Origin of the sequence: Myxococcus eversor (assembly GCF_010894455.1) — a bacterium.
GTDB lineage: Bacteria > Myxococcota > Myxococcia > Myxococcales > Myxococcaceae > Myxococcus > Myxococcus eversor.
Genome location: NZ_JAAIXY010000006.1, coordinates 412,358 through 424,464, shown reverse-complemented (window position 1 = coordinate 424,464; position 12,107 = coordinate 412,358). Strand labels below are relative to the sequence as shown.

The 12,107-nt window shown below is 67.5% G+C and carries 12 protein-coding genes and 2 pseudogenes; 8 read left to right on the top strand and 6 right to left on the bottom strand.

The genetic code is table 11. The features are described 5' to 3' along the window. Nucleotides 1-18: 18 nt before the first annotated feature. Nucleotides 19-672: a glutathione S-transferase family protein gene (locus tag G4D83_RS15265; RefSeq protein ID WP_163865464.1), complete on the bottom strand. Its 654-nt coding sequence runs from the start codon at nt 670-672 to the stop codon at nt 19-21. A 295-nt stretch (nt 673-967) separates the two neighbouring features. Between G4D83_RS15265 and G4D83_RS15260 the strand changes: the two genes are divergently transcribed. From G4D83_RS15260 to G4D83_RS15250, 4 genes and pseudogenes are all read left to right on the top strand, one after another. Next, complete coding sequence (locus tag G4D83_RS15260; RefSeq protein WP_163865463.1) at nt 968-1,387, top strand: hypothetical protein; 420 nt, start codon at nt 968-970, stop codon at nt 1,385-1,387. 107 nt (nt 1,388-1,494) lie between these two features. Further along, nucleotides 1,495-1,857 (top strand): annotated as a pseudogene (locus G4D83_RS47215) (IS66 family transposase); the annotation flags it as partial. A gap of 50 nt (nt 1,858-1,907) precedes the next feature. Beyond that, entirely contained in the window at nt 1,908-2,054 is a 147-nt protein-coding gene (locus tag G4D83_RS46090) for an IS66 family transposase (RefSeq protein WP_420826635.1), read from the top strand. A gap of 121 nt (nt 2,055-2,175) precedes the next feature. Further along, on the top strand, nt 2,176-3,159 hold the full coding sequence (locus G4D83_RS15250) for an alpha/beta fold hydrolase (protein WP_240356338.1): 984 nt from the start codon (nt 2,176-2,178) through the stop codon (nt 3,157-3,159). A gap of 423 nt (nt 3,160-3,582) precedes the next feature. Here the strand turns inward: G4D83_RS15250 and G4D83_RS15245 are convergent, their stop codons facing one another. The 5 genes and pseudogenes from G4D83_RS15245 to G4D83_RS15225 all read right to left on the bottom strand — a co-directional run bounded on the left by G4D83_RS15245 (nt 3,583) and on the right by G4D83_RS15225 (nt 5,990). Continuing rightward, a complete protein-coding gene (locus G4D83_RS15245; protein WP_163865461.1) occupies nt 3,583-3,816 on the bottom strand; it encodes a hypothetical protein in 234 nt (77 codons plus the stop codon). Nucleotides 3,817-4,257: 441 nt separating this feature from the next. Further along, a pseudogene (locus G4D83_RS15240) lies at nt 4,258-4,668 on the bottom strand (DUF1801 domain-containing protein); the annotation flags it as partial. 25 nt (nt 4,669-4,693) lie between these two features. After that, the gene (locus G4D83_RS15235; protein WP_163865459.1) at nt 4,694-5,092 is read right to left on the bottom strand and encodes a DoxX family protein; all 399 of its coding nucleotides are present in this window, start codon (nt 5,090-5,092) and stop codon (nt 4,694-4,696) included. Between the two features lie 18 nt (nt 5,093-5,110). Further along, complete coding sequence (locus tag G4D83_RS15230; RefSeq protein WP_163865458.1) at nt 5,111-5,656, bottom strand: SRPBCC family protein; 546 nt, start codon at nt 5,654-5,656, stop codon at nt 5,111-5,113. After that, the gene (locus tag G4D83_RS15225) at nt 5,643-5,990 is read right to left on the bottom strand and encodes an ArsR/SmtB family transcription factor (RefSeq protein WP_163865457.1); all 348 of its coding nucleotides are present in this window, start codon (nt 5,988-5,990) and stop codon (nt 5,643-5,645) included. Before G4D83_RS15225 ends, G4D83_RS15230 begins: the two co-directional genes overlap by 14 nt. 120 nt (nt 5,991-6,110) lie before the next feature. On the opposite strand from G4D83_RS15225, the gene G4D83_RS15220 reads away from it, so the two are divergent. From G4D83_RS15220 to G4D83_RS15205, 4 genes are all read left to right on the top strand, one after another. Next, complete coding sequence (locus G4D83_RS15220) at nt 6,111-8,486, top strand: ATP-binding cassette domain-containing protein (RefSeq protein ID WP_163865456.1); 2,376 nt, start codon at nt 6,111-6,113, stop codon at nt 8,484-8,486. Nucleotides 8,487-8,589: 103 nt separating this feature from the next. Beyond that, a complete protein-coding gene (locus G4D83_RS15215) occupies nt 8,590-10,140 on the top strand; it encodes a GspE/PulE family protein (RefSeq protein WP_163865455.1) in 1,551 nt (516 codons plus the stop codon). Nucleotides 10,141-10,323: 183 nt separating this feature from the next. Continuing rightward, on the top strand, nt 10,324-11,448 hold the full coding sequence (locus G4D83_RS15210; protein WP_163865454.1) for a conjugal transfer protein TraG: 1,125 nt from the start codon (nt 10,324-10,326) through the stop codon (nt 11,446-11,448). Between the two features lie 123 nt (nt 11,449-11,571). Next, the gene (locus G4D83_RS15205; protein WP_163865453.1) at nt 11,572-12,099 is read left to right on the top strand and encodes an FHA domain-containing protein; all 528 of its coding nucleotides are present in this window, start codon (nt 11,572-11,574) and stop codon (nt 12,097-12,099) included. Nucleotides 12,100-12,107: the final 8 nt, after the last annotated feature.

The following is a 12,107-nucleotide window of genomic DNA, read 5'->3' as shown; positions in this document are numbered from 1 at the left end:
AGCCGCGAGCCCGCGCCGTCACGCGGTCTTCGGGGCGGCTTTGAACACCGCGAGCTGCGCGGCGAACGCACGCTGGTAGGCCGGCCGCGCTTCGGCTCGGGCGATATAGGCGGCGAGGTTCGGATACGCCTCGAGAATGCCCGAGCTCTGTATCCTGCGCAGGACCGTCACCATGAGAATGTCGGCCGCGCTGAAGGCGCCGTCGAGCCAGTCAGCGTCGCCGAGTCGCGCGGAGAGGTCGTCCAACCGCTTCCGGATGGTGTCGTCCAGCGCGCGCAGGCGATGCTCGTACCAGGGCTGGTCGCGCTCGAGAATCGTCACCAGACTGCGGTCGAAGATGGGCGGCTCGACCGTGTTGAGCGCCGCGAACATCCATGCGATTGCGCGCGCACGGCCATTCGAATCTTCCGGCAGCAGGCCGGCATGGCGCTCCGCGATGTGGAAGACAATCGCGCCGGACTCGAACAGGGCGAGCTCTCCCTCCTCATAGGTCGGAATCTGACCGAACGGATGCAGCGCCTTGTGCGCTGGCTCCTTCATCGCATCGAACGACAGCAGACGGACTTCGTAGGGCTGGCCCACCTCTTCCAGCGCCCAGCGCACCCTCATGTCCCGCGCCAGTCCGTTGCCGCGATCAGGCGAGCGTTCAAAGGCGGTGATGGTGATGGTCATGTCCCGCTCCAGGATTGCTCAAGGGACGATGAACATGCCGCCTGTCGCCAGCGGGTGCAAGGTGTCGCACACGGCTGACGCCCCACGGCGCATGGCGCACCGAGGCCGTTCCGGCGCGTCGAGCATCGCCCTCAGTCCATGCTCCGGGCGGCCGGGTGCTCGCGGCTCCCCGCAGCGGGTGCCGGCCACCGGGCTGCGCGATGGATTGAGCCTGCGATTCGCTCGGCGCATGATGTCGCGGCCCGTCGAGCGCCGCTCTCCGGTGACGCGAGGGGCATTGACTCTGGGAGACATCATGCGGAACCTGATTGCGCGTCTGGTGGTGTTGTCGTTGGCGGCGTTCGGAGGGGCTGCGCTGGCCGAAGGTAAGGCCGCTGGTCCGGGGCTCGCGGTAAAGCCTCTCACGGAACAGGACTTGTCGGACCACGCGGGTGCTGGCTGCACGTTGGGGAAGGGGAGTGTGGTCTATCTGCTCGATGACCTCCAACAGGCCGTGGTGCGAGTGGATGAAAAGGTCGTCGAACTCAAGCCGAGCAAGGCGGACACCAACCTGTCCGGTCTCGAGAAGAAGGGCGATAGCATCCAGTACGCCGACGCCACCGGGACGTTCACCGCCGAGGTCGTGATGCTCACGAGCAAGACGCTGAAGCTCACCCTGACGAAGGAGGGCAAGAAGGCGTCCGTGGAGAAGCTGAAGCTGTCCTGCGGCGATTGAGCGTGGAACCCCTGTGCCCGGGACCATCCCGGGCACGATGCACCTCAACCCTCCAGGTCTTCCAACTGGGAAGGGCGCTCACCCAGCTCGCGGAGCAACTGGCGCTCATGCAGCAGCGCCTCTTCGGCGCCTCCAGCGAGAAGCGAAAGCCAGCAGTGGAAGCGACACCGCCGGCGAGCGCACGCAAGCAGCGCGGGCACGGGCCGCGTGCCCAGCCGCAGCTGCCCGTGCAGGAGGTGGTGCTCCCCCTGGACGAGGCGGACAAGGTGTGCGGCCTGTGCGGCGGTGCGTTGAAGGAGTGGGCGGGACAGACGGAGGACAGCCAGGAGGTGAGCGTGGTGGAGCGCCACTTCGTCTGGGCCCACGTGCGACGCAAATTCGTGGAGGCCGAGAGAGTGGCCCCCGTGCGCGCCGAGGTGCTGTCGCTCATTGGCCAGCTGTATGCTATTGAGGCCGACCTGCCACAACCGCACGTACTGCAGGGGAGCAACAGGCCGCGGCACTGGCGCAACGGCTCGCGGTGCGACAGGAGAAGACCGCTCCGCTGGTGGCTGCCATCCGCGAGTGGGCGCTGGCCCAGCGCTCGCTGCCAGGCAGTGCTCTGCGCAAGGCGCTCGAGTCCATGCTGGAGCTGTGGAGTGGGCTGACCGTCTTCCTCTCCGACTGACACCACCGCGCCCATCGAAGCCGCGCGGGGGCTCATCCACGCCCCGTCCAGATGGGGCGCGGCGAGCTGTTACCCATGGGCTTCCCTGGTGGTCTCCGCACTCCTGTAGTTGAGTCAGTCCATGCGAAGACTCCTCCTCCTCTGCTTGCCGCTGTTCGCCTGTGTGACGACGAAGTCCGTCCCGGCTTCTGCCGACTCCAGCGCGTTGCATCAGGTGAAGCGGGTGAAGGTGGCCGAGGGGGTTGAGCTCGAACTGCTCGACTTCGGAGGCCAGGGACCCGCGCTCGTCTTCCTGTCGGGTCTGGGCAACACGGGCCACGTGTTCGACACCTTCGCGCCGGAGTTCACCGCAGCCCATCACGTCTACGCCGTCACCCGCCGGGGGTTTGGCTCGTCGAACTGGCCCGAGCAGGGCTACGACACCGCCACCCTGGGCGAGGACGTCGTCCGGGTGCTGGAGGGGCTGGGAATCGCGAAGGCGTCATTCGTGGGCCACTCCGCCGCTGGGCCAGAGCTCACCTGGGTGGCAACCCATCACCCGGAGCGCGTGGAGAAGGTGGTCTACCTGGACGTGAGGACCAACGGTGACCTGCTGGCGGAGCTCCTTTCGGTCCTGCCCATGCCTCCTCCGAGCGAGCCCGCTCCCGAGGACGTGGCCTCACGCGCCGCGCTCGCCGCCGCGCTCGCGCGTGACGTCGGAGGAGCGTTCCCCGCGCACGAGATCGACGAGGCGAACGAGTTCGATCCGAAGACCGGGCACTACCTGCGCGCCCGCAGGTGGCCGCACGCGGAGGCACGGGTGATGAGGGGTTTCTCGAAGGTGGACTTCGCGGCCGTGACGGCGGCCGTGCTCTTCCTCTACGTGGATCAGCCTCGGTCCGGGCGGCCGGAGGACCTCCCAGGCTTCTCCCAAATGGACCTTCCCGTGCAGGAGAAGTTGAGGACCCTGAGCGCCAGGGCGCTCCAGCGGGACGCCGAAATGCTGAGCGTGATGAGCATGCCGAACTGGAAGGGAATCAAGCTCGAGCACGCGCGGCACTACGTCTGGCTCACCAACCATGACGAGGTGCTGCGCGAGATGAAGACCTTCCTCGAGACATTTTGAAAGGGCGGCGAAGGCGCGCTGGATGAGCGCATCTCCTGTTTCCACACTTCGAGCAAGCGAACACGTCCAGCGCTTTCCGTCCTGCGTAGCGGCCTGGCGAGAGTCCAATCGGGGTGTGCGCTCCTTCTTCGGCTCCCCCTCGTCGCGGCAAAGGACGGGCTCTCTTCCGCCGGCTCCGGCCTCGCCCCTGCTTGGGGGAAATGGCTCGCCTGCGCGGTGAAGACCCGGGATGCTACCTGCTGCGCGCCGCCCTTGCCGCCATCGAGAATCCCGGTACCGTCACGCTCCCGGCCAGCTCCGACTGACGCCACCGCGCCGTGCTTCAATGCCCGGCGGGCTCATCCTTGCCCCGTCCAGACGGGCGCGGCGAGCTGTTACACATGACACGCGTCGACCCGAGCTCGGGCGTATTGGCAGCAGGGGCTACCCGTGTCCGCCAACGTAGCGACAGGTCCAGGTCACGTCGCAGTAGAAGCCAGGGGGGCAGCGGCCCGCCGCGTCACAGGAGATGGACTGCTGGTGGGTGTCCCCGGGTTGGGCCTCCTGGATGCCCGCGGCTGGCACCTGTTCCCGAGCCACGTCCTCTTCCGTGCCACCACAGGCGCATACCGCCATCGCCACCGCGAAGACCCCTGCGCTCCGCCATCCGTTCTTCATGTCCATCCCCTTGTGTGTTGAGGAGTCGCTCGCGCGGCTCCAGAGGGGGAAAGGATGCCCGAGTCCGCGGGGCGAGGGGATGACCTCGCAAGCAGCCTTCAATCCTGCCGATGCCCCACGTGCGGTCACCCGGTGGGACGTCTCCCTGAGGGGCAAGGCCATCCGCTTCACCATCCTGTCGCCAGCGGCATGTGCCTGGAATCCGGCGGGAGACGGCTGGGCGTGCATGGATTCTCCGTGGGCGCCCACGGAAGTCCATGAGGTCGAAGTCGGAAGCCCTCAGGCCTTTGCCTTCTTCGAGGGCTTAGCCTTCGCCACCGGCTTTGCCTTCGAGGGCTTAGCCTTCGCCACCGGCTTTGCCTTCGAGGGCTTAGCCTTCGCCACCGGCTTCGCCTTCGCCACCGGCTTCGCCTTCGTGGCCGTCTTCGCCTTCACCGCCGGCTTCGCCTTCGAGGGCTTCGCCTTGCCCTCACTGTTGAGGGCGATCGCCTGGCGAATGAGCATCTTGAAGGCGGCCGCATCCACCTGCTCCCCTTCGCGGATGTCGATCGCCCGGCGCGCGTTTCCTTCGAGGCTCGAGTTGAAGAGCTTGCCCGGGTCCATCAGGGATGCACCCTTGATGAAGGTCAGCTTCACGACCTCCTTGTAGGACTCGCCCGTGCAGATGATGCCGTCGTGCGACCAGACCGGCGTGCCCATCCACTTCCACTCCTCGACGACGTCCGGGTCCGCTTCCTGGATGAGCTTGCGCATCCTCGCCAGGGTCTCCCCGCGCCATCCCCCCAGGTCGACGATTCGCTGTGAGATGAGCTCGGATGCCGAAGGGCCTCCGCTCGCGCCTGTCTTCTTCATGGTCTCCTCCTAGGAATTCCAGCGCTCAGGCGGTCGCCGGGCGGAGCTCGACAGCCGGGGCCTGCAGACGGCGCCAGAAGAAATACGAGAGCCCCCAGAGCACGCCGGTGACCACCGCGTAGATCCACCGCTCCATGCCGTGACCCATCGCGAGGTGGGCGATGAGCGCGGAGACGAGCGTGAAGGCGAAGCCCGCATAGGCCCACTCCTTGAGCCGCGCCGGCACCGGCGCGAGCAACACCACCACGCCAATCAATTTGGCCCACGCGAGCCCTTTGCGGAAGTAGTCCGGGAAGCCGAGCTCGGCGATGGCCTGCGCCACCTCCGGCAGGCTCAGCTGCGCGTAGGCGGTGAAGCCCATCTGCAGGCAGAGCAGCACGGTGACGACCCAGAAGCCAATGACGATTCCTTTTGAGCGGTGCATGTTCATATCGGGCGAGAATCAGAAGGAGGGGGCTTCGACGCCGAACTGCTTGGCGTACTCGACGTTCAATCGCTGCCAGCCATCGAACCGCATGGCGTCAGGTCCGACGAGGCGTCCGATGGGCTGACCAGCGAGCAGCCGATCCATCACATCGAAGCAGATGTGCCAGCCCGCGGCGCCCATCGAGATGAAGCCACGGTTGATGTTGTGCCAGAGCGTGAGTCGGGTGCCGGTCCCCTGCGGCTCCAGCTCCCAGCGGAGGTCCTGTCCCCCCCAGCTGTATTCGAGCAGCTTCGGCTCGTCGGCCCGCTTGATCTGCGTCTCCGCGACCATCTGCTTCGGCGCTCCCACGGTCGACAGCTTCGCGGTGCCAACGCTCCCCAGATTCCGGTCGGAATCGAACGGCGCCCACTCACGCAGGTGCTCGGGCTCCGTGATGGCCCTCCAGACCTTCGCGGGAGGGTGGGAGAGGTCTCTGACGAGCACCAGCGTCCACTTCTCTCCCTCCTTCTCAATCCTGGCGCCCGACGCGGCACCCGGCCTGTAGTTCTCACGGCTGCTCATGTTTCTTCCTTCCTTTCACAGGGGGGACCTTGTCCATCTTGTCGAGGTGTTGCTCCAGCGCATCCAGGTGCTTCGACCAGAAGCGCCGGAAGGGAATGAGCCATTCGTCGACTTCCATCAGCGGCTCCGGTCTCAGTCGGTAGAGGCGACGCTGCGCTTCAATGCGTGATTCCACGAACCCCGCATCGCGCAGCACCCGCAGGTGCTTGGAGACGGACGGCTGCGACAGTTGGAGCTCGCGCTCCAGGTCGCCCACCGACCGCTCCGACGAGAGCAGCAGGCTCAAGATGGCCCGTCTGTGGGGCTCCGCGATGATGGCGAATGAAGATTCCACGCTCTGTATATACGCATCGGGGTATATACTCGTCAAGGCATATTGCTCGCCGTCGGCCGACGGTCGACGTAGAAACCGAAGTCCCACACCCCAAACCCACTGCCGTTGGTGTCCTACGCCATGACTGAGCGCAAGCCCTCCCCCAGCCAGCCTCCCGCGGACCGCCATGACCTGATTCGTGTCCGAGGCGCCCGTGAGAACAACTTGAAGGACGTGAGCGTCGAGCTCCCCAAGCGGCGACTGACGGTGTTCACCGGCGTGTCGGGCTCGGGCAAGTCGTCGCTGGTGTTCGGCACCATCGCCGCGGAGTCGCAGCGGCTCATCAACGAGACCTACAGCGCGTTCGTCCAGGGCTTCATGCCGAGCCTGGGCCGGCCCGAGGTCGACGTCCTGGAGGGGCTGACGCCGGCCATCATCGTCGACCAGGAGCGGATGGGCGCCAACTCCCGCTCGACGGTCGGCACGGCGACGGACGCCAACGCGATGTTGCGCGTGCTGTTCAGCCGCCTCGGCAAGCCGTACATCGGCTCGTCCAACGCCTTCTCCTTCAACATCCCGTCGGTCCGCGGCGTCGGACAGATTGAGGTGGAGAAGGGCGACGAGAAGAAGGTGGAGAAGCGCGAGTTCACGGCCGCCGGTGGCATGTGCCCGAAATGCGAGGGCATGGGCTCGGTGACGGATATCGACCTGTCACAGCTGTACGACGACACGAAGTCGCTCGCCGAGGGGGCGCTCACCATTCCGGGCTACAACGCCGACGGCTGGCAGGTGCGCATCTTCGCGGCGTCGGGCTTCCTCGACCCGAACAAGCCCATCCGCAAGTACACCAAGAAGGAGCTCCACGACTTCCTCCATCACGAGCCGACCAAGGTGAAGTTCGAGAACATGAAGCTCACCTATGAGGGGCTGATTCCGCGAATCCAGAAGTCGTTCCTGACCAAGGACAAGGAGGCGATGCAGCCGCACATCCGCGCGTTCGTGGAGCGGGCGGTGACCTTCAACCGCTGTCCCGAGTGCGAGGGCACCCGGCTCAACGCCGCCGCCCGGTCCTCCAAAATCAAGAAGGTCAACATCGCCGATGCCTGCGCGATGCAGATCAGCGACCTGGCCGAGTGGGTGCGCGGGTTGAACGAGCCCTCTGTCGCGCCGCTGCTGACGACGCTGCGGCAGACGCTCGACTCGTTCGTGGCGATTGGCCTGGGCTATCTCAGCCTCGACCGGCCGTCGGGGACCCTGTCGGGTGGCGAGGCCCAGCGCACGCAGATGGTTCGACACCTGGGGTCCGCGCTCACCGACGTGACGTATGTCTTCGACGAGCCGACCGTTGGCCTCCACCCGCACGACATCCAGCGGATGAACAGCCTGCTGCTTCAGCTGCGCGACAAGGGCAACACCGTGCTGGTCGTCGAGCACAAGCCGGAGGTCATTGAGATCGCCGACCACATCGTCGACCTGGGCCCTGGTGCTGGCACCGCCGGTGGCGAGGTGGTGTTCGAGGGCACCGTCGCCGCGCTGCGGGCCAGCAAGACACTGACCGGGCGACACCTGGACGACCGGGCCTCCTTGAAGCCGTCGGTGCGCAAGCCGTCGGGCGCGCTGAAGATTCGCGGCGCCAGCTCCCACAATCTGAAGAAGGTGGATGTCGACATCCCGCTCGGCGTGCTGGTGGTGGTGACGGGCGTGGCCGGGTCTGGAAAGAGCTCGCTGATTCACGGCTCGGTGTCGGGCAAGGACGGAGTGGTGTCGGTCGACCAGACGGCGATTCGGGGCTCGCGGCGGAGCAACCCGGCGACGTACACCGACATGCTGGAGCCGATTCGCAAGGCGTTCGCGAAGGCCAACGGCGTGAAGCCCGCCCTGTTCAGCGCCAACTCCGAGGGCGCCTGCCCCACGTGCAATGGCGCCGGGGTCATCTACACCGACCTGGCGATGATGGCCGGCATCTCCACGCCCTGCGAGGACTGCGAAGGCCGACGGTTCCAGGCGGCGGTGCTGAAATACAAGCTTGGTGGGCGCAACATCGCCGAAGTGCTCGACCTGCCCGTCAAGGACGCAGTCACCTTCTTCGGCTCCGGCGCGGCGAAGACACCGGCCGCGCATGAGATTCTCGAGCGCCTGGCCGACGTCGGGCTGGGTTACCTGCGGCTCGGCCAGCCGCTCACCACGCTGTCGGGTGGCGAGCGACAGCGCCTGAAGCTCGCGACGCACATGGGCACGGACGGCGGCATCTACGTGCTCGACGAGCCGACCACCGGCCTGCATCTGGCCGACGTCGAGCAGATGCTCGGGCTGCTGGACAGGCTGGTCGACTCCGGCAAGTCCGTCATCGTCATCGAGCACCACCAGGCGGTCATGGCGCACGCCGATTGGATCATCGACCTGGGGCCGGGCGCGGGCCACGAGGGCGGGAAGATTGTCTTCGAGGGCACTCCGGCCAATCTCGTCGCGGCGCGGTCGACGCTGACCGCCGAGCACCTCGCGGCGTACGTCCGCTGAGATTTCGCTGGCTCGGTACAGCCATTCCTCTCCGGGCGACTCGAGTCCCGGGAGGAATGGCGGTACGCCCGGCGGGACTCGCGGCTGATAACCTCCGTCCGCCATGTCCGAGGACGCCCCCGCCTTCGCAGAGCTCGCGCAGTTCACCTTGGACCGGGCCTCGCTCCGGCTGCTTCCCGAGTCGTTCTGCCGTCGCAACCAGGTGGTGGTGCTGGGCAAGGTGGACCCGGAGTCCCACGACGCGCCGGTGACGGTGGGCACGACGAACCCGGACAATGGCCAGATTCTGGCGCTCGTCACCGAGTTCCTTCGCCGCCCGCTCCACACGGTGCGGCTGAACCCCTACGAAATCGAGTCGGCGTTGGAGGTCGGCTTCGGCGCGGGGCCGCGCGTCACGGCGGATGTCGTGCTGAGGCCCGGCGTCAAGCTCACGCACTCGCCGACCACCGTGGAACTGGTGGAGCACGTCCTCTTCAACGCCGTGGAGATGAAGGCCTCCGACATCCACGTGGAGAGCTACTTGGACGACGTGGACCTCCGCTATCGCGTCGACGGCATCCTCCATCAGTCCTACACGGACATCGACCCGCGCTCGCTGCCGGGCGTGGTCAGCCGGGTGAAGGTGCTGGCCGGACTGGACATCACGGAGCGTCGCCGTCCCCAGGACGGTCGCCTGCGCGCCATCGTCGAGCGGCCCGAGGGGCGCAAGATGGTGGACTTCCGCGTCAGCGTGGTGCCGAGCCCCGCCGGCGAGGACGTGGTCATCCGCATCCTGGATGCGAGCGTGGGCCTGGTGCCCGTGGAGAAGCTGGGCATGGGGCCCGCCATGCAGGCCGTCTTCCTCCAACTGCTCTCCAATCCGGAGGGACTGGTGCTCGTCACCGGACCCACGGGCAGCGGGAAGACGACGACGCTGTACTCGGCGCTGGCGCGGCTCAATGACGGGCGGCGCAAGATTGTCACCGCCGAGGACCCCATCGAGTACTACGTCCCGAAGGTGAACCAGAAGCAGGTGACGCCGCAGATGCCCTACGCGACGTTGCTGCGCGCGCTCTTGCGCCAGGACCCGAACGTCCTGCTCGTGGGCGAGGTGCGAGACCAGGAGACGGGCAGCATGGCGCTGACGGCCGCCGCCACGGGGCACGTGGTGCTGGGCACGCTGCACACCGCGGACTCGGTGGGCGCGGTGGCTCGACTGCGAGGCCTGGGGCTGGACGACGTGGACGTGGCGGACTCGCTGCTGGCGGTGCTGACGCAGCGGCTGGTGCGGCGCATCTGCGAGCAGTGCGTGGAAGACACGAAGCCCACGCCGGAGCAGGCGAAGTTGTTGGGGCGGCTGCTGGACGGGGTGAACACGCGTGCCGGGCGAGGGTGCTCCGCGTGCAACCACACCGGCTACAGAGGCCGCTCCGGCATCTTCGAGCTGCTGGTGGTGGACCCGGACCTCCAGGACCTCATCGCGCACGGGGAGCCCACGGTGCGGCTGCGCCGCCATGCGCGGAAGCTCGGCCTGCGGACGCTGATGGAGGATGGGCTCGACAAGGTCAACGCCGGAGCCACCACGGTGGCGGAGCTGGTGCGCGTGGTGCCCTATCGCCACATCCTCACCACGCGGGATGAGCGCTTCGGCGCGGAGGCGGACGAGAAGGCCTAGGCCCACGCCGTCGCGGGGCATCTCCGCGTGCCACCAGGAGGCGAGGGTGCCGCCCTGGAAATGACCGCGTGACAACCGGGTGACATGCTTTCCGGGTGACGAGGTGGCGCTTGAGTCCGAGAGCGCACCGCTGTCGGTGCCACGTCGCCTTCGAGCGGCGGCGCATCCAGGAGGACCATCGTCTTGTGGCTCACGAAGGAAGGGGCGGTCTGGCGGGCGCGGCTGCGGCCTTCGTATGCGTCACGGTTCGCGCTCGCGCTCTGCTGGGTCTTCTGGACGGTTGGATGGACCGCTGGCGTCGCGGTGGGTTTCCGCGCGTTCCTCCATCTGCTCCTGGCGCTCCTGCGGCCCATCCCCCTGGTAGCGCAAGCGTCGACGGTGCCCACCTCGGCCGCGGGCGCGGTGCTGGCCGCCATGTTCCTGTTGGCGTGGGTGCTGGTCTGGACGCCGGTGGGCGTCGTCGTGCAGATGGGCTTGCTGTGGGCGCTCGCCGGCCTGGAGCAGGTGACGATGGATGCGCGAGGCGTGACGCGCAAGCGGCGGTGGGGGCCCTGGCATCGCGAGCTGCGCGTGCGCTACTCGGACCTGACGGACCTGTCCCTGCTGGGGCCGGGCAACGGGGTGATGGCGCTCCTGCCTTCAGGGAGGACCGTCGCGCTGGCCCAGAACGGAACGAGGGAGCAGCACCAGGAGCTGTGGGCGCGGATGCGCGAGCTTTCGGGACTGGGCGGCCCGGCGGCGGAGCTGAAGCGCCACATGCCGAAGGGGAAGGAAGCGGTGCCGCTCGCGGGTGGGGGCGAGGTGCTCCGGCCCGCGCGTCATATCCGGGTCCTCTGGGTCTGGTTCCACGGCGTCATGACCGCGTTGCTCGTCGGGGCCGTGGCCTGTCTGGTCTGGCGTCAGCTCTTCGATGGCGCAAGCCTCCTGGCGACGCTCCTGGCGGTGGGGCTGGGAGCCCTGGCCGCGCTGCTGGCGTGGCGAGGCTGGAGGACGCTCCAGGCGCGAAACGGGTGGGAGGTCCATCCTGGCGTCCTGGTTCGCATCCACCACGGGCTCTGGCGGGTGACTCGGGTGCGTCATCAGGTGACGGAGCTCCAGGTGGAACGTCATCGGCCGGAGGAGGACGACGACGGCGACCCGAAGTTCGCGCTGTGGCTGCGCTCTCCCCAGGGCTCGCGGGTGCTGATGCGCGGCACGGTGGACGTGCGTTCCCTCGAACACCTGGGGCACTGGCTCGCGCACCGGCTCGACGTCCCCCTGTCGCGCGAGGCGTTGGATGTGGCCGGGCCCTCTCGTGGCGCCGCGTGACGCCTTCCAGCCACTGATGGGGCAGGGGAGCACTCCTCTTCTGGGCTCGTTGACACGAGAAGACTCGACGCGTGACAGCGTCCCCCTCAGAATCGCGCGCGTGAGCGATTCGGGGGAGCACCCATGATGACCGTCCAGGAACTGCGCGCGCTGAGCTCCCGGCTGACAGAATCCTTCTTCTGCAAGCAGGTGGGGCCGTTCGTGCTGGTGCAGCGTCCGCCGAGCCCGGTGATGGCGCAACTGGCGCTGAAGATGGGCGCCGCGCGCACGACGATGGCCCGCGACATCCCCAGCCTGGAGCGACAGCAGGTCGCGCTCTGGCTGCACTTCGATGCGCTCACCGTGGCGACGCTGCCTCCCGTGGAGGGACAGGACGTGCTCACCGTGGGGCGACAGCCGGACTGCGACCTGGTGGTCAACGAGCCCTCGGTCTCCAAGCGTCACGCGAAGCTCTGCTGGTGGGGCCCTTCGGTCGGCTGCACCTTGGTGGACCTGAAGTCGAGCAACGGCACGTTCGTCAACGCCAAGGAGGTGGCGTCGGGCGGAGAGCTGCACGTGCGGGATGGCGACTTGCTGGGATTCGGCGACGCGACGTTCGCCTATCTGCTCGCGCCTTCTTTCTATTCGAAGATGAAGCGCGTCGTCCCGTAAGCGTCCCG